Origin of the sequence: Pseudoalteromonas sp. Cn5-37 (assembly GCF_021532495.1) — a bacterium.
GTDB classification, from domain to species: domain Bacteria; phylum Pseudomonadota; class Gammaproteobacteria; order Enterobacterales; family Alteromonadaceae; genus Pseudoalteromonas; species Pseudoalteromonas simplex.
Genome location: NZ_JAKGBA010000017.1, coordinates 1 through 18052, shown reverse-complemented (window position 1 = coordinate 18052; position 18052 = coordinate 1). Strand labels below are relative to the sequence as shown.

The following is an 18052-nucleotide window of genomic DNA, read 5'->3' as shown; positions in this document are numbered from 1 at the left end:
TTGCAGTTATTTTTTATTCTGACTTTCAGCTTGTTACATAAAAGGTACAAAGGTGTTAATCGAAACTTATCATTAGAAGTTCAAGTTACATTAAGTTTTAGTTATTACACTGCTAATAAATTTTTAGAACACAAAGGGAAGAAATGATGAACTTTAAAACTACATTACTTAGCAGCGCCGTTTTATTTGCACTTGTTGGTTGTGGCTCAGATAACGACAAGAACGACTCGGTTGATCCTCAGCCGCAAACTGCACAGTTCACATTAGGTGTGTCTGATGCACCAGTGACAGGTTTAAAAGCTGTAAATGTTGTGTTTGATTCAATCACATTGAAAACCCAAGGTGGTGAAGAATTCACGTTTGAGACCCGTGAAGATAATGATGAAACCATGCCTGAAATGGTTAACTTATTAGACTACACAGGTGATGATGTATTTTCTTTATTAGAAGATGAAGAAGTGCCTGCTGGCGAATATCAATGGATCCGTGCAGATGTGATCAATGGTGACACAAACGATTTAACCATGACTTCGCATGTTGTTTACGAAGATGACAGTATTGCACCACTGGTTGTTAAACGTAAAGGCAACGATGGTATCGGTGAAATTCAACTTGATGGCTTTACCCTAAACCAAGCTGGTAACGAGTTTGTTATTGAATTTGACCTTAAAAAGTCATTAGTTGATCCACAAAATAGTGATGAGATCTTTTTAAAACCACGCGGTGTTCGCTTAGAAAACCTTGCTGAATCTGAAGATATCGAAGGCACAGTTAGCGACGTACTTATCGCTAACTGTGAAACTGATAATATCGATATCGCACTAGAAGATGGCTCATTCGGTCATGCTGTTTACCTATATAGCAGCGATGTTGAAATGCCAATGGACAACTATGAAGTTAACGAAGATGAAACACCATTAGATGCACCTCTTGCAACGGCGGATGTTGTGTTCGATAGCGAAGATAACCAATTCGAATTTGAACTTGCGTTCATTCAACCAGGTGATTATCAACTTGCTTATACCTGTGCAGCGCACATCGATGACGCTGAAACGCAAGACGAAGCATTTACGCTTTATCAAGTAAAACCAATTACAGTAACATCGGGTGAAGACTTAGACGTATCTTTCACTGTTTCTGAATAATATTGGCATACCCCATTAAAAAGCCCGCACTGCGGGCTTTTTAATTATTGGCCACCGATTTAGCGACTCCTAGTGCTTCCATCACAAACTCAACAGATAATGCAGCTAAAATTAACCCCATAATTCGCGTTAGTATCGATGCACCGCCAACCCCAATAACTTTCAAAATTCGCTCACTTAACAACAGCAATAATAAAGTGATCAATAACACTACCAGCATTGTTATTGCCGAAATTACTTGTTCCTGAACGCTATAAATATGGTTATCGGTAATTAGAATAACCGCTAAAATTGCACCCGGCGATGCTGTTGCGGGAATTGCTAAAGGGAATACAGAAATATCGTGCTGTGACTCAACATCACCTTGCTGGGCCTCCTCAGCAAAAATCATTTGAAGACCGAACAGAAATAATATAATGCCACCAGCAACTTGGAACGACAACAAACTAATACCCATTGCAGTTAACAGCAACTGCCCTATGACAATCGCTCCAATTAATACAATGGCAGCATAACCCACCGTTTTAAAAGCAGTCTTTCGCCTCCTATCGGCAGGCAATTTAGCTGTTAAAGCAGCAAACAACGCCATTGTGCCGATAGGGTCTATTGTTGCCCAAATGACTAAAAAATCATGCAAAACTTTATCTAACATATGTACCTTAAAATGAGAATACACTCCTTTTACATTAGCAATTTTTTGCACTAATAAGTATTACACAGATCCTTGAGTTATTGAGCTGCAGATTTTTAGAGCCTTTTTGTAACGATTTAATGACAGGAAAACTCTTTATTAGCCAAATACTAAAACCAGCATAGCCTCCCCTTGTAGCTATGCTGGTTTTCTCGTTGTTACTATCTGAATATGTTAATATTATAAGCCTTACCCAAACAGCCTAGGCTTTGTTATGACATCGCGTATTCTCAAATCGATTTTTTACTCATCTTTTCTATTAGGCTCTGCTGTATTTTTGCAAGGTTGCCAAGAACAACCTCAGTCAGATCAAATTGCCGTCACCGGCGGGCTTATCCAAGGGCAAAAAGAAGGACGTTTTATTGCCTATAAAGGCATTCCGTATGCTGCAGCTCCGGTGGGAGAGTTACGCTGGCGAGCGCCGCAACCTGTGCCCAAGTGGCAAGATGTAAAAGTACTTAACGATTACGCGCCTGACTGTATGCAAAAGCCGTTTGTAGCCGATGCAGCACCGCTGACAACAACCCCTTCGGAAGATTGCCTTTATTTAAATGTATTTAAACCCACTAAACCCAGCGATACTCCTTACCCTGTTGTGGTGTGGATACACGGGGGGGTTTTATAAATGGTGGCGCATCACCTGCTGTTTATTCAGGTGAGAGCTTTGCTAAACAAGGGGTTATTTTTGTTAGCTTTAATTATCGCTTAGGCCGATTTGGCTTTTTTGCGCACCCTGCTCTGAGTCGTTTTGAGAACGATGCGCTTGGCAACTACGCTTTAATGGATCAAATTGCGGCACTTGAATGGGTGAAACAAAATATCGCTCAATTTGGTGGTGATGCTGCAAAAGTGACACTCATGGGTGAATCTGCAGGAGGCGCATCGGTACATGCGATGATGCAAACCCCTGCAGCTAATGGCTTATTCCAGCAAGCGATTATTATGTCAGCGGGCGGACGAGAGCTATTTAAGCAGTTGCCACTTAATAGTGATGACGACACCGTATTAAGCGCCGAAAAAATTGGCGAAAACTTTGCTAAACAACACACCATTTTAGGCAGTGATGAAAATGCCCTTGCTGCACTACGTGAGTTATCTGCCGAAGACGTGGTTGATAACCTAAATTTGAGCACATTAAATCGACAAAATAATGATGACTCTACGTACGTTGGCGGGCCAATTATTGATGGCACTATTATCAATTCGGCGACTGAAGCGCGCTTGAGTAAAGGCACATTTAGCCATGTCGCGACCATGGTTGGCACAACAGATATGGATTTAGGCTTTGCTAATTTTGCTTCTAAAGAGGCGCTATTCGCGAGTTTTGCCCCGCACAGTACACAAGCAAAAATGACTTACGATGCAAATGACCAAATGCCTTTACCCTTACTTAATTACCAAGTTGGTCAAGACGCTTTAATGCAAGAGCCAGCAAGGTTCGTTGCAAAGCGTGTGACAGATATGGGTAATGATGCCTTTTTGTATCGATTTGGTTATGTGGCGCAAACTTTAGATAAACCTGGTGCAGAGCACGCCAGCGAAATTCCGTACTTCTTTAATACTGTGGCTGCTAAATATGGGCACATTACCACTGAGCAAGATAAGCAAGCCGCTAAAATAATGCACCGTTATGTGACGAACTTTATTAAATTAGGCACACCAAATGGCCCAGGTTTACCGACTTGGCAAGCATATCAAAATGATGAATCTTTTATACTGCAAATGAGTAAGTCAGGGACTGCAGAGTTTTTACCGGACCCCTTACAAGCTCGGTTAAACATCACAGCAACAAAAGCTGAAAAGTAATAATTAAATAAGGCGCTTAATAAGCGCCTTATTTTTATCCTTGCTGCTGAACATACTCAAGCGCTGTCATCTTGTGGTATGTCACATTAGGATGAAATACATGAGTAGGATCTGGGTCTACTACTTCAATTGGCGTGCCTTGACTGCGTGCAATATCGAGTGCCATTTGCGTAATATTGACGCTAAACGAGGTGCCGATAAAGACGATTTTATCGGCATCGAGCATACGCTGTTGCGCCTGAGAGATTCGATAAAGCTCAGTGTAGTATTCGTCAAATAACAACACGTACGGCTTAAACGATTCGTTGAGCTTAGGGCTTTCATTATTAATATTGAACACCTCAAGCAAGGAGTGGTGGAGGTTGTCTTCGTTGACTTTATCCCACGGTGCGTTAAAAGCCATCACATCGTCACCTTGATGGTGAAACAGTGTCATTTGATCTAAGCGACCATGAATAGCAATAAAATCAGTGTTTCCCGCTTTGCCATCAAGGCCATCGATATTTTGCGTAATGAGATTTTTATCACTCAACCAATGATGCACCTCATTAGGGCCGTGATGGCGATAGGTTGCAAAACGATGATAATACCAAGCTAAAAATTCGCGAGGGTTGTTTTCGTACATAGCACGGGTTGCCATTTCCATCGGCGTATAATTTTTGCTACCAATGGTCCAATAACCATCTTCACCACGAAAGGTTGGTATACCGCTAGCGGCACTCACTCCCGCTCCAGTAATATAGAGTGTATTCATAGAGATAACTTTACCTTGTAACCAAGGGCATCGGCTGTCACTTGTTGATTATTGTCCATACCACCCAGACGATACAAACTTCCTTGGTGCTCTAATAAACCTCGATGATCCATGCTCGCGGTATCGGCTTTTGGCATTACTTGCCATGTGTTTTTTTCAACATCAAAGCGCCAAACATGATCACTCGCTGGTGCTGGTTTGCCATCGTATCCCATGCCATTGTAGTTATATGGGTTATCAGAGCCTCCCATCATATAAATATCGCCATTAAAACTGGTTGCTGCCATACGGTAATGGGCTACACCTGTAGGGTGCGGCACGGTACGCCAATCTATTTTTAATGGGTTATCAGCATCAATCGTGCCTTTTAAACACTGTGCAACCGCAGCAAAAGAGCGGCGCTTATCAGCATTCGCCTGTGTTTTAACGCCATCACACACCAATAGAGTGTTTCCACTAATTGCCGCTGCTTGGCCAAACACCGGTTGACCTAAAAACGGCGATGCCTGTTGCCAAGTATCTGTTTGCGTATCATACACTTGTACTAAGTTAACATTACCATCGTTATGCCAACCACTGACCAAATAGATATAACGCTGCTGGTACTTAAGTGCCACACTGTCATCCACCGGAACAGGCATACTGGCAAGTTGCGTATATGAATTAGAGAGCACATCATAGCGATATACATCGGGTGTAGAGATTTCTTGATGATCGGCGCTAACGGTATACCCACCAAATACATAGGCATGCTTACCCACACCCACTGCGGTACTCGCCAAACGACCAGTAAGGGGCAATGTACTTGGCACAGCTTTAGCCGCTTGCCACGCGTTGTCGCCCACTTTAAGGACCCACACTTTATTATGAACATCGGTATGTGCCTTGCCTGAACTCAAGCCCATAAAGCTTAGGAAGTAGGCTTGTTCATCAATAACAACTTTGGCGACAGCATTGTTTGCGACGGGTTCAGGTAAAGCAGGAATGGTTGCAAGTGCAATAGAAAATAACAGGCTCATAAATTAAACAGGTAACTTAACACGTCTTTTAGAATACCATTTTATGAGCCTGAATAAAGGCTCGCTATTAGTAAGCAATACTAATACGTTGATTTAAATGCGCTGCCGACTGTGCTTCATCAAGCATCGCTTTAGCATAATCAGTAACTGATATTTTGCTTTCGCCATTTGCATCAGTAAAGAAGCTGTCGCCACCAACACGGTACGGGCCTTCTGACTCCCCAGGGTAAATGACCGCTGCCGGTGATACAAAAGTCCAAGCTGTATCTGCTGCTGATGCTCTAAATACATCAAGTGCCTCACCTTGAGCAATGGCTTCTGCTTTGTATTCAGCAGGAAAATCTGGGCTTGATACCAGAGTTACACCGGGTGCCACTTCTAAGCTACCAGCACCGCCCACCCATAAAATACGTGTTCCAGTACCTGCAAGCGCGTTTAATAATTGCTTTGCTGTGTTTGCAACAATTTCATGGTTACCTAAAGCACGACCACCAATTGCCGCAATAACAACATCACTACCTGCAGCTGCAGTTGCGATATCGTCTTTAGTTAAATCAAATTCAGTCACAGTGACGTTATCTTGGGTTACTTTACTTGCGTCTCTAACTAATGCATTAACTTGATGACCACGTGCGATTGCTTCTGAAGTAATGTGGCTGCCAATCCAACCTGTTGCGCCAATAACTGCTAATTTCATGAGGAATTCTCCGTTGTTTGTTTCAATGATTGCAGTTTACTTGTTCACCAATTACTGATAAATACACTATATAGATACACATTGTTTCATTTTAAGATACCAATGGATAAACTCACTTCAATTACTAGCTTTGTCGAAGTTGCCCGTACAGGCAGTTTTACTCAGGCTGCAGAGCATTTAGGTTTAAGCCGATTACAAGTTTCTAGGCATATTCAAGACATTGAAAAGTGGCTAAATTTAAGGTTGTTTCATCGCACAACACGCAAAGTAAGTTTGACCCTTCAAGGCGAAGAAGCCCTTAGCTATTGCCAGCAAATATTAAATCAAGTGTCTGATTTACAAAGCCGAGCACACAGTCATAACAACGAATTGGTAGGTACCATTCGCGTTGCCTCCCCGATTGGGCTTGGCCAACATAAGCTATTTGATGCCATCGAAGAGTTTACCAAACGCCACCCGCAGACGCGCTTTGAACTGTTACTTTCAGATAGTTTATCGCAGCTGGTTGATGACCGCGTTGATATCGCTTTGCGTTACATCCACCAGCCCGATGAAGGTCTTATTGCCCGTAAGCTAATGTATATCGCAACCGCTGTGTGTGCCTCTAACGATTATTTAGCTGTGCATCCACAGATTTTTGAGCCGAGTGACTTAACCGCACACAATTGCCTTATTCATAACAAACACACTATTTGGCAATTTCAACACGGCGACAACACACAAAAAGTGACTGTGAAGGGCAACATTGTTGCCAACGATATGGGGGTGCTTCTAAAAGCAGCAAAACAAGGAATAGGGGTGGCTCACCTACCATGCGATCTCGCCAATGACTATTTGGCATCAGGTGAGCTTGTAAAAGTACTGCCAGAGCATACTACTATGGGCTCTCACTTATGGGCGGTGTATTTATCGCGTAACTTCCAACAAAATGTAGTCAGAGCGTTCATCGACTTTTTAGCAGAGCACTGGCAACACGATATTTTATAATCTAAACCTGCTGCAAATACGTATAAGCTACAAAAAGGAGCCGTAATGCAGCACTTAGATCATGAAGTATCACGCATCATAGAGATGGCGTGGGAAGACAGAACCCCGTTTGAAGCAATAAACCAACAGTTTGGTTTAAATGAAAAAAACGTTATTGCACTGATGCGTGAGCAATTAACAAGCTCGAGTTTTAAACTCTGGCGAAAGCGCGTATCAGGGAGACAAAGTAAACATATTAAACTTCGCCATCCCGATATTTTAAGAGGTTATTGCAAAACTCAATATAAGCACAGGTAACACTATTTAAGTTGGTCAGCGAACTGACCAACCGCATCGACCACTTTTTGTGCGCCATTTTGAATATCTGACATAACTTTGCCAGATTCAGTTGCTAGGCTGTAGCCTTGTTCAGCTTTGCTCTTACCTTGTTCTATAACTTCAACTGTATTTTGAGTCAGTGCCCTGTTTTGCTGTACAACATCAACAATTTCAACAGTCGCTTTTGAAGTACGTGAAGCGAGCTGTCTTACCTCATCAGCAACAACAGCAAAGCCCCTTCCTTGTTCGCCAGCACGAGCTGCTTCAATCGCTGCATTAAGCGCTAATAGGTTTGTCTGATCAGCAATACTACTGATACTTTGAACTATATTTGCGATTTGCTGAGACTGTTTATCAAGTGCTGTGATCTCATTTGCTGCTTGTTCCATTTTATTTGCAAGTTCATCCATAACACTAACCATATTACTGAGTACTTCAGCCCCTTGATGAGCGATTTGATCAGTTTCAGTCGAGGTACTATAAGCAATGTCAGCTGCTTGAGACACAGCTATTTCACGATTTACTTGATCAGTAATCACCGTTGCAAACTTAACAACCTTATAAAGCTCCCCTTGTTCACTAAACACAGGATTATATGTGGCTTCTAACCACACGGGATCACCATACTTATTAACACGTTTGAATCGAGAGGAAACAAACTCACCTTTTTGAAGTTTCTGCCAAAATGCCGCGTACTCTGATGAGCTTGCTTCTTCAGGTGAACAAAACATACTATGGTGTTTACCAATAATTTCGTGTTCTTTATAGCCCACACCCAGTAAAAATTGCTGATTTGCTTTTAATACATGACCCGTTAAATCAAACTCGATTACGGCCATAGAGCGATGAATTGCTTTTACTAAGTCCTGGTTTTCGCGTGACGATTCAATCGTGCGTGTTAATGCATTTGCATGCAATGTAAAATGAAGAAATTGGTTTTGCTTATTTACCACAGGATGAACGAACACTCTTAGCCAAGCCTCTTCACCTTTAGCATTGACCAACTGAACGGCTCCTGCCCATGGCTTTTTGTTTTGTAGTGCGTGTTTAAAGTTCAGATAGTGTTCTGTTTTTCGCGCCAATTGCGGCACTAAATCAAGTAATGCATCCCATCAAGTTGATTTTCGCTAAAACCCAGTTCAATTTGAACTTGGGGATTAGTATCAATAACACAGCCTTTGCCATCAAGCGTTAATGTAAGCATTAGCTCATCAAGATTTTGCTTTATTTGAGAAACCCTAAATAATTCGTCTTCAAGATTGGTTATTTTATTTTTTAGTGGCTTGGTAGAAAACATGGGGTACATCACTTCATTGCTAAATTAAAATTCAAACAGTGAACTCATTTACTTAAAAAGTTACTGAATATTAAACTATTACAATATATCCCTATATTTCTATGATATGGAGTTTCAAGAAGTGAGACAAGGTATTCCTTCCAATTCGCAAAAAATAGGAGGAGCTTTAAGGAAATTAAACCGCATTGATAACACAGCAAAATCTCGTTATTAGGTTGCTTATAATACTCTACAGCTGCATCAATGCAGATGCCTAAGGCTTATTGCAAATTAGAATCACTTATTTAACTGGTTAGCAAACTGGCCAACCGCATCAACAACTTGCTGTGCTCCATGTTGAATATCTTCCATTACTTGTCCTGATTCATTCGACAAAGCAAGACCTTGCTCTGCTTTGACTTTCCCTTGTTCTATAACCTTTACTGTATTTTGAGTTAATGATTGATTTCGCTGAACAACTTCCACAATCTCTTCAGTTGCTTTAGATGTCCGAGATGCTAATTGCCTAACCTCATCTGCAACCACCGCAAAACCACGGCCTTGCTCACCTGCACGAGCTGCTTCAATTGCAGCGTTAAGCGCTAATAAGTTAGTTTGATCAGCAATACTACTAATGCTTTGTACAATACTTGCTATATGTTGCGACTGCTTATCTAAGGCTGCGATTTCTTGCGCCGCTTGCTCCATCTGTAAAGCAAGTTCATCCATAACAGCCACTGTGTTTTTAAGTACTTCAGCTCCTTTTACAGCGAGTTTGTCGGTTCCTGTTGAGGTACCGTAAGCAATCTCTGCCGCTTGAGAAATTGCATGCTCACGATTCACTTGTTCAGTGATCACAGTTGCAAATTTCATTACTTTATAGAGATCCCCAAAATCATTAAAAATCGGATTGTAAGAGGCCTCAAGCCAAACGGTATTACCAAACTTATCAACACGTTTAAAGCGAGACGCTATGTACTCACCATTTTTTAAACGCTGCCAAAATTGCTCATACTCAGTAGAGTTTGCTTCTTCTGGTTCGCAAAACATTCTGTGATGTTTACCTTTTATCTCTTTTTCGGAGTAACCCATCGCATTGTAAAAATGACTATTTGCACTTAAAACATGACCCTCTAAATCAAATTCAATAACCGCCATAGCACGGTGTAACGCTTTAATAATGTCTTTATGCTCTCTTGCGGTAGCAATTGTATCGGTTAGTAAAGTGGCATAAATTGCGAAAAATAGAATTTGATCTTGAGGACCTTTTACTGGGTGCGAAATAATTCTAAGCCACTCTGTTTTACCACTTTTGTGATAAAACTGCAGCGCCCCAACCCAGTGCTTACAATGCTCTAAAGCAGAAGAGAATTGGCTAAATTGTTCAGTAGATTTGGACTCATTTGTAATGATGTCAAATAAGTGCGTGCCAGGGAACGCATCTTTATCGTAGCCAAGTGCTTTGGTAAAGTTTTGATTTATATAGGATACCTCGCCGCTTTCAAGTACATTAAGCGAAATCATTTCTTCATTCAAGCCATCACACACTTGCTGTAGATGAAATAACTCAGTCTTTAACGACACAAGCTCAGAGTTTACTGACTTACTGAAAAACATAGGATCCTCAAGAGATTAACGTGCATTAAAGTAAGTGTAGAACATTTGAATCAAGGTGTACTAATAAGCTGTAAATTTTATTATTAATTCACTCAGTCAGCTTGATATATTTTTCAGCAAGCTCATCTAACGTTTCACGATGATTAGGATCAGGCTTAATACAGTCGATAGGACATACACTAACGCAGGTAGGATTATCATAATGCCCAACACACTCAGTGCATTTATTAGGATCGATTTGATAGATTTTTGCACCCATATAAATAGCTTCATTCGGGCACTCAGGATCACACATGTCGCAGTTAATACATTTGTTATTGATGAGTAATGCCATGACACACCTTTAAGCACTATAAATGGGTATTGTTTTTAAAATCTAATCTAGTTTTTAAAAACAACGAAAATTGCAGCCGCGCACTATAAATTGCAGCGTATAAAGTTTCTTTGATCTAGATCAAGCTTAAAAGTAGTTAAGATCCTCCGAGAGCATTATTACAGCTGTAATGTAGTGGGATTATCTACCGAACTAAGTTATGTGATGAGATAAGTGAGAGGTTTGGTGACTATGTATGTTTTAAGTATGAATAGCATTAATAAGATAATAACTCGTTACTGGACAATTCCGAGTTACAACAACGTGCCAATTTCCAGTCTATCGATAACTTTTGGTATCCCATAATGCAATAAGGCACCGCTTGTCGCATAGCATGAGATTCAAGAAAATGGCAAAGCAGAAGATAAAACAGCCTACTTAACACTATAAAGTTATGCAACTTTATCGATGATACATTCATTATCTCCGTCTCACTTTACTAATCATAATAGAGGGCTACTCGTTGTTTATATGTTAACTTTTTTATTAAAAATGAATGATTCAAGTGGTGAGATATCGTAGTTAAAATATTTCATTATCACTGTTTTTATGTCACTTTTAGTGATATTGGTTACTTCCTCGTAACCATCACTACTGTATATTTCTAGCTGAGTGTCACGAATAAACACAAAACGTTGACCAACAATCATTGAAAATCTCAGCTGATTGCTAAATGGATAATTTATATTGGCTGAAAAACGATTAGCTATTCTTTGACGGATTTCCGCATCCGATTTTTCTGCAATATCTATATCCATCTGTTGCTTTTCGACGCCGTTTTTTCTGTGGTACACAGTGATAACACCATCTTTTATTTTTGTTCTATAAGTCATGCCGTAACACTCATACTCAATTGGTGTATCCACAGGGAAGAGATGAATAGATGGCCAGCCATTTCCAATATCAGCAAAATAGCGCTGATTATCTATTTCAAGTCTCACCAGTCGATGGATTTCTTTCCCTCCAATCCGTGCAGAATGCAAATGCGCATCTAGCCCCGCAGTTTTTACTGCTTCTAAGTAACTCAGAGTCTTATCTGAACAGGTCCCCCCGTATACCCCGGTAGTAGGCTGAATATCATTGATTAAATAGAAGTTGTGAAACGGCTCTCGTTGAAACTTTTCGAGCAATATTTGTTGGGCTAACCGTACTGTCATCTGTGGAACCCCCCACGTTTTGCAATAACGTTATCGAATGTTGGGTAACTAAAAAAGTAAGAATTGTCAGCGTTGTTTGTAAATGTTTGACTCCAAATTTTCTTTAGCTCGACGATTTCTGTATTAGTGTTACGAGTTAAGTACTCCACGACTAATTTGCGGATGCCACTACCAACATCAAATGAAGTTTTCTTGCGATCAGCAATTTCAACTGGTAATAAATGCCCAAAGGTATCCCTAAGTGCCACCTTATTTTGGCCATACGAATAAAAATTTTTGTGCTCTAAGGTATCAGCGATACTCTTCACCGTCCGATCCAAAAATGGACAACGAGCTTCAATACTATGCGCCATACTGCATTTATCTAATCTACGTAGCTCAGTAAAGCGCATATCATTTATCAGATTTGAACGAATTGATTGCCATTCATCTTCTGATAGCATTTCGTGATACCCAGCAAAAAGCTCATCCGCACCTTCTCCGGTTAGGACAACTTTTAATCCTTCTTTATGTGCTGAATCTGCTAATAAGTAGGTTGCTAAACCATTGCTAATGAACGATGGGTTGTAGCTTTCAGTTGCGCGTACTATCTTGGCAATCAAAGTAGGTAACTCTTGTTCCGTTGGCAGTGGAATATAGTTAACCCGCTTTATTCCCAAGTGATTAACAAGCTTTTTAACCATTACTACATCCGGGCTATCAGGATTTCCCAGTACAAAATAAGTAATATTTTTATGATATTGATGTGCTAAAGCTGCAATAATTGAACTATCCAAACCACCACTAAGAAAAATACCGACAGGTTGCTTTGGTAAACGCTTAATCACCGCTTTTTCCATTGCCATAGCAAGATTAAGCTTTGTAGTGACTAATTCTGGGTGCTCTGCTATTAGAGTTAACTTTCCAGAAGTTAACTCTAACTGGCTAATTCCCAATGGGACTTGCTCAAACCATTCAATGTCTTGCAGTGCTTTGAGCTCGCTTACAACAAATAAGTTATTATCTGCTCGTCCATAAAATAGGGGCTTTTTCCCTATATGATCCCGCAATAGATAAAGAGTCTGCGTATCAGATTGGTAGATTACACCTGAATAAAATCCATCTAACTCGGCCAGGACCTGATTACCTATTTCAGAAAATAGAGGAACGACGACATGTGTATCACACTCACTTTTTAACGTGAGGTGATATTGTTTAGCAAGAGCATCAGCATTGTATATTTCACCATTAATTGCGCCAATCATTTCACCAGCGTTGTATGGTTGTCGCCCAGACGTGCTTTCATCGTTTATAGCCAAACGGACAAACCCTATAGCTAGTTGTCCATTTATCCAACAGTGCCGATCATCCGGCCCTCGATGAGAAAGTTTGGTTAATGTGGCAGATACCTTATCCTTTGCAGTATCGCCATAGAGCAGCGCTATTCCGCACATAATTTCTGTTCTTGGCTATCCAGTAACTGACTACGTAATTGCATCAATAACTCACCTAACCGGTTTAATCCAGAGCCATCTTCTGCATCCCCCCAATAACTATCATTATTCGTATGTTCTGCTATGTTACGTTGCTCTGTCGATAACAATAATTCTTTGAGTTCAGGGTGTTGAGTAAACTTCGCTGTTATTGCCTGCCACATCGCCTTCTCTTTTTTGTTACACCAGTCTTCTTGCAGGTGTTTTACTTCTAACTGACTGGCTATTTCTTTGGCTAACATTGGGCTCGCAGCTGTGCGGATACGTTCCTGTAGTACTGGATCAGTAAATTTTTGTGCTTGATAAAAGTGCTCGGTTGTTCGCCAAATTTTGCCTTGTATATATACGGCATGTTGTGAAAAGTTGGAAAACTCTCCCCATGTTTGGTCTGAATGATAAAAATGAATTGGACTGGAATTATCATTCTCAACACTTAACGGCAGGTAGTGCCCCAATTTATCATTCTTACTCTGCAAATAGCCTGCGTTTTCAGGGCGTACTTGCGGATGTGTATTTACAACTTCTACCGCAATACCAGCTTGTTCTAAAGCACTTCGTTTTCGCGGATTATTTGAGACTAGGCGCACTTCTTCGATGGCCATTTTTTTTAGTACACTAATCGCTGGCCCGTAATCTCGAATATCTTGGTCTAAGCCCATAGCTTGAAATGATTCAGCTGTATCCAGGGCTTCCGCCTGCATTTTGTACACTGCCTGAATTTTCTTAGATAGACCTTGCCCCCTTCCTTCTTGATGTAAATGAAAAATAATTCCACTTCCATCATGAGCCATGGCTTTCATAGCTTCGCGTAATTGGTCTGCACAGTCGCAATCTCGAGCTTCAAATACTTCTGAGGCAAGGCATGAAGAGTGTATTCTTACCATAGGCTTGCTACCTAGGTTGTTGATATCGCCAAAGGTAACCACTCTTAACAACTCATTGCCAGTGTCATACATTCGAAATGTACCGTGTAGTGTAGGGAGCTCACAGTAAATTTTATAAGGCATTTTTTATTCAACTATCTCAAAAGTGTTCTTATGCGCATTCGCAAAGCGGGCACTTTGCGGCACTATTTGGTTTAAAAAATCGCAAATATGATGCTCATTCATTTGCTCAACCTGATTTTTTAGTTTCTCAATTGCACTGAAATTAAAAGAGCGTGCAAGATATTCACTCAGTTCAGTAAGCTCTGGATACTTGGACAACGCCTGTGCCAATCCATTAATCCTGTAATAACTGAGTGTTAAGCGTGCAAGACGGGTATTGCGTGCATTTCTGGTTGCTTGCCAGACGTCAGAGATCTCATCAGGATTAAAAACCAGGTTATGTTGTTCTTTTGCTGACAAGAATTCTTGTAAACCTGCATACAACGCTGAACCCATAATTTCATCCTGTACTTTCTCCAAATCTAATATTTTCTCATTTTGCACACGGCCAGTGTGTTGTACAGGGAATGGTGCGCTTTTAATGTTCAGCCGATTATGATGCTTGTTGGCTATTGCCCAAAGCATATCTGAACGGCGGGCCTCACGATCATTTATTATTGGTATCAAGTTGGGTACTTGTGTTAACGCTTTAGGGTTTAAAACAAAGGTATTTCCCCCGCGATTAACGGTGTCTTTCGCGGCCATTAATGGATTTTCAGTGCATGACGGGATGATACCGCGAGTAAGCGGGAACCCGGTGACTAACATTGGTGCAAAAGCAAATAAACGAGCACGTGCTTCCGCTACAGTTTCACCAACATAAGCAGGTTCAATCCAAAATGGGGCTTCAACATGACCTGAGTGTTTGCGTGATAGATCATAGTAATAATCAGGGTATTTGGTGCGAAGAATAGTATTCTCACTGCTTCGATCTGGAAGTTCAATATCGTTCGATAAAGTCTCTAACCAACGTAAGTTATGTAGCAGATCCAACAACTGACCACGTAACCCATTTAATGGCGGATTAGGTGAGGAACCTTCATATTGCCCAATAACAACATCAATACCATTTTGCCTAAATCTTGGTAACCAAGGGAGGTATTGTTTCGCACGTGCATCTAAACGCATGTCATCATCAAGGATCCAAGCAACGCTACCTGGCTTCGTTTCACACTCTAAACCAACATACTTTTGTAGCATACTGCGAGCATGTGCAATACCTACCTGCCCAGCCTGACGACTAGTGAAACATCGACCGAATAAGCCATTTTCCGTATCTTCTATTTGTTGTGTTTCGCTGATTATTCTTATGGTGCTCAATGGACGCTTGCTATGCATAAGAACATCTTCAACGATTCTGGTTGAGCAACCGTTACAAAGTACGATAGTGTTTACCTCGGACAAGTAACTACATTGTTCTAGTTCAGCAATGCTGTTAAGCAAGGGTAACAATTTATAGGCATCTCCGGTAATGACACCAATGGTCAGCACAAAAGGAGTTACTGGCCCTGACGGAGCCAGAGAGAGCCTCGCTCGATTTGCTTGCTCTAAATTGCAGTCAATACCAGCTAATCGTTGGCGAAAAACTTGATAACCCTGCATTTCTGGCATGTTTATAGTTTGCAATGACTGCCGCATTAAGGATTTAAGGCGAGGATTATCTGCATGATGTATAGCTAGATATGCTCGCCGTGCCATATGTTCAAAACCGAGTTCATTCCATGGTCGAATATCTGAGCCATAATCTATCAACTTCACCTCGTACTTGGTTTTAATCAAGTTTTTAGGATGGATATTATTACAAACAATACCCGCTTTGCTGCAACTGTGAAGCAGGTTAATAACGTGTTCACTGTCACCACCTTGATATGGGATACTTTCCTCGTAAGGATAAGTAAGGACTAAGCTTGTTCCATTGATAAAAACTTCGTTCAGAGCATATAAACCGGGCAGGTCATGCCATTTTGAGCAGCTCTGTTGTAGGAACTTAATTTGCTTAGTAGGTATACGAGTTTTCCAGTAATCGATGCACTTAAAAACTCGTTTACCATCGGTCATTACAATGGCTTCCGAACCGGTGCCAAGCAATTTCAGATCATCGATACAAAATAGCTTTGAGATTCGAGATTGCGCAACCTCAACACGGCACTGTTTTATCCTTTGAACGAGTTCTTTTTGTTGTTTTTTAAATTGATCATCAAAGGTAACGCAGTTCAACTGATAAGCGCCTAGCCGGCGTAACAGTGTTAAAGTATCGTTATCACCTTTATCCATTAGTTGTTCTTGATGCCACCTATTTTTTAAGACCCATGCGCTATGACCGACGTTCTCTTGGGCAACAATTGCAGTAGCCGTTTCAACACATGTTTGCTGATCGCATAAGTTGTAATACGTGATACCCTGACTTCCCAAAAATTCAAGAAATGTATTCAAATCATTCAGATTCAATACTTCAGTTACTGCGGTCAAGATCAGGTTAAAACCTACTAAGTTCTGCTGATCTACTTGGTGAATTTTAATGATGAGATTCTTTAGTTGACCAAAGGAGATATTTCCTAAATCAACTCCAAGTGTTAGTCCAAATTGAACTGCGGACGTTGATGTTGCTTGTGGTAGTAAGGGTGATTTGGGCTGCCAATTAAACAGGTTCTGGGCACGCTTAAGAAATGCGTCATGCTGTGTGTTATTCATCCGCCCATTGTACTTCTGCCAAAATGCAGACAAACCGTTTTGCTTAGATGGTGAATTTGGCGTACTTAAACGTTGGCGGCAGCTATCTGCATAATGATTTAGCAACACTTCATCTATACTGTGATATTGAAGAGACCCTATCTCACAAAGGCGTATACACAAATCGCGGTCTGTACTGCTGACTAAATGCTCATCAAAGCAACCGGCCATCAGCATAATATCAAGAGACAGGAACAAGTTAGAACCCTGAATACCTGGGTTTCCTCTCAGGAATAGGTCTTCATCTAAAAACGTAGGGGGTAAACTCTCAATAGGCGGTTGGTCATTGCTTTCGTAACGATAAAATCCAGCGGCGACCATATTGCAGTTTTTCATACTAGCTGTCGCTAAACAGCGTTCCAAATAATCAGAATGCCACTCATCATCGTCGTCAAGAAATGCCAGAAACAACGAGTCAAAATATTTACCTTGCTGTGCACACAGGTAGTCTACAGCTGTATTCCACGCCCCGCTAGCACCTTGAGTTCGCTGATTTATCAGATATTGTTTGTGGCAGTTACTTAATGCTAGAGATTCGACAATGTATCGATTCTGTTGTTGAACATTTTCTGGTGAGTCATCTACTACAATAAGGTAATCCGGCAATCTAGATTGGTTCAAGATTGAATATAATGCTCTATTTTTCAACAAGTCAGACCTGTTTTTAGTCGCAATAATTGCTGCTACTTGCCAAGCGTGCGTCAAACTATACTCCGTTACTTCTGAACAACTAGTAATATGCTAGTGACCTTATGAATTACCACAACTTGATAAAATCAACCGGATTTTATCTCAACTGCTCAGGAATAGGTATGCAAATGTGTGACTAAACTAGAAATGTTAAAAGTAAACGCTTTTTGGATAAACCATACATCGGTTTTGCATGACCAGTCATTAAGAAATATTGGGGAATTTTCTATTAAGCAAAAACACCTTTCTGTTACGTAAACTCATAAAGGGGCGTGCGACGTGAAGTCGTATGAAGCGCTGTTCACCGCTTAATGAGTGAACCATCTGTATCACCAGATGATCCTAGGAGCCTGAATAAAGTAGCGGCTCTGACAATGTAACGAAGGTTGGTATG

General features: G+C 40.8%; 16 protein-coding genes and 2 pseudogenes. 5 read left to right on the top strand and 13 right to left on the bottom strand.

What is annotated here, in order from left to right; translation table 11 throughout:
* Nucleotides 1–146: 146 nt before the first annotated feature.
* The gene (locus L1266_RS16100; protein ID WP_235373912.1) at nt 147–1145 is read left to right on the top strand and encodes a DUF4382 domain-containing protein; all 999 of its coding nucleotides are present in this window, start codon (nt 147–149) and stop codon (nt 1143–1145) included.
* A 40-nt stretch (nt 1146–1185) separates the two neighbouring features.
* Here the strand turns inward: L1266_RS16100 and L1266_RS16095 are convergent, their stop codons facing one another.
* Nucleotides 1186–1797, bottom strand: a complete 612-nt coding sequence (locus tag L1266_RS16095; protein ID WP_235377907.1) for a MarC family protein — start codon at nt 1795–1797, stop codon at nt 1186–1188.
* A gap of 253 nt (nt 1798–2050) precedes the next feature.
* Between L1266_RS16095 and L1266_RS22525 the strand changes: the two are divergent.
* Nucleotides 2051–3078: pseudogene (locus L1266_RS22525) on the top strand (carboxylesterase/lipase family protein); the annotation flags it as partial.
* Between the two features lie 12 nt (nt 3079–3090).
* Entirely contained in the window at nt 3091–3642 is a 552-nt protein-coding gene (locus L1266_RS22520; protein ID WP_442960610.1) for a carboxylesterase family protein, read from the top strand.
* Nucleotides 3643–3676: 34 nt separating this feature from the next.
* Here the strand turns inward: L1266_RS22520 and L1266_RS16080 are convergent, their stop codons facing one another.
* From L1266_RS16080 to L1266_RS16070, 3 genes are all read right to left on the bottom strand, one after another.
* Complete coding sequence (locus L1266_RS16080) at nt 3677–4396, bottom strand: SIR2 family NAD-dependent protein deacylase (RefSeq protein ID WP_235377904.1); 720 nt, start codon at nt 4394–4396, stop codon at nt 3677–3679.
* Nucleotides 4393–5415: a Kelch repeat-containing protein gene (locus L1266_RS16075; protein ID WP_166338459.1), complete on the bottom strand. Its 1023-nt coding sequence runs from the start codon at nt 5413–5415 to the stop codon at nt 4393–4395. The genes L1266_RS16080 and L1266_RS16075 overlap by 4 nt, the downstream gene beginning before the upstream one ends.
* A gap of 67 nt (nt 5416–5482) precedes the next feature.
* Nucleotides 5483–6112 (bottom strand): NAD(P)-dependent oxidoreductase, encoded by a 630-nt coding sequence (locus L1266_RS16070; protein ID WP_054553591.1) that lies wholly within the window; start codon nt 6110–6112, stop codon nt 5483–5485.
* 102 nt (nt 6113–6214) lie between these two features.
* Here L1266_RS16070 and L1266_RS16065 point away from each other — a divergent pair, with 102 nt between their 5' ends.
* Nucleotides 6215–7099, top strand: a complete 885-nt coding sequence (locus L1266_RS16065; protein WP_235377903.1) for a LysR family transcriptional regulator — start codon at nt 6215–6217, stop codon at nt 7097–7099.
* A gap of 45 nt (nt 7100–7144) precedes the next feature.
* Nucleotides 7145–7396, top strand: coding sequence for a TIGR03643 family protein (locus tag L1266_RS16060; protein WP_054553589.1), 252 nt, complete (start codon nt 7145–7147; stop codon nt 7394–7396).
* Nucleotides 7397–7398: 2 nt separating this feature from the next.
* On the opposite strand, the gene L1266_RS22515 is transcribed toward L1266_RS16060, so the two are convergent.
* The 9 genes and pseudogenes from L1266_RS22515 to L1266_RS16020 form a co-directional block, all read right to left on the bottom strand.
* Nucleotides 7399–8004: a methyl-accepting chemotaxis protein gene (locus tag L1266_RS22515; protein ID WP_442960609.1), complete on the bottom strand. Its 606-nt coding sequence runs from the start codon at nt 8002–8004 to the stop codon at nt 7399–7401.
* Nucleotides 7990–8256, bottom strand: a pseudogene (locus tag L1266_RS22510) (PAS domain-containing protein); the annotation flags it as partial. The pseudogene L1266_RS22510 and the gene L1266_RS22515, both read right to left, overlap by 15 nt.
* A gap of 251 nt (nt 8257–8507) precedes the next feature.
* Nucleotides 8508–8714, bottom strand: coding sequence for a hypothetical protein (locus L1266_RS22505; RefSeq protein WP_235377902.1), 207 nt, complete (start codon nt 8712–8714; stop codon nt 8508–8510).
* A 276-nt stretch (nt 8715–8990) separates the two neighbouring features.
* A complete protein-coding gene (locus L1266_RS16045; protein ID WP_235377901.1) occupies nt 8991–10310 on the bottom strand; it encodes a methyl-accepting chemotaxis protein in 1320 nt (439 codons plus the stop codon).
* A gap of 88 nt (nt 10311–10398) precedes the next feature.
* Complete coding sequence (locus tag L1266_RS16040) at nt 10399–10644, bottom strand: YfhL family 4Fe-4S dicluster ferredoxin (RefSeq protein WP_054553587.1); 246 nt, start codon at nt 10642–10644, stop codon at nt 10399–10401.
* A 506-nt stretch (nt 10645–11150) separates the two neighbouring features.
* On the bottom strand, nt 11151–11840 hold the full coding sequence (locus L1266_RS16035) for an arylamine N-acetyltransferase (protein ID WP_118845500.1): 690 nt from the start codon (nt 11838–11840) through the stop codon (nt 11151–11153).
* Nucleotides 11837–13273 carry an asparagine synthetase B family protein gene (locus L1266_RS16030; RefSeq protein ID WP_235377900.1) on the bottom strand — a complete coding sequence of 479 codons (1437 nt, stop codon included), beginning with the start codon at nt 13271–13273 and terminating at the stop codon, nt 11837–11839. The genes L1266_RS16035 and L1266_RS16030 overlap by 4 nt, the downstream gene beginning before the upstream one ends.
* Nucleotides 13261–14319, bottom strand: coding sequence for a GTP cyclohydrolase II RibA (gene ribA / locus L1266_RS16025; protein ID WP_118845496.1), 1059 nt, complete (start codon nt 14317–14319; stop codon nt 13261–13263). Before ribA ends, L1266_RS16030 begins: the two co-directional genes overlap by 13 nt.
* Before the next feature lie 3 nt (nt 14320–14322).
* Nucleotides 14323–17673, bottom strand: coding sequence for a glycosyltransferase family 2 protein (locus tag L1266_RS16020; protein ID WP_235377899.1), 3351 nt, complete (start codon nt 17671–17673; stop codon nt 14323–14325).
* Nucleotides 17674–18052 lie beyond the last annotated feature (379 nt).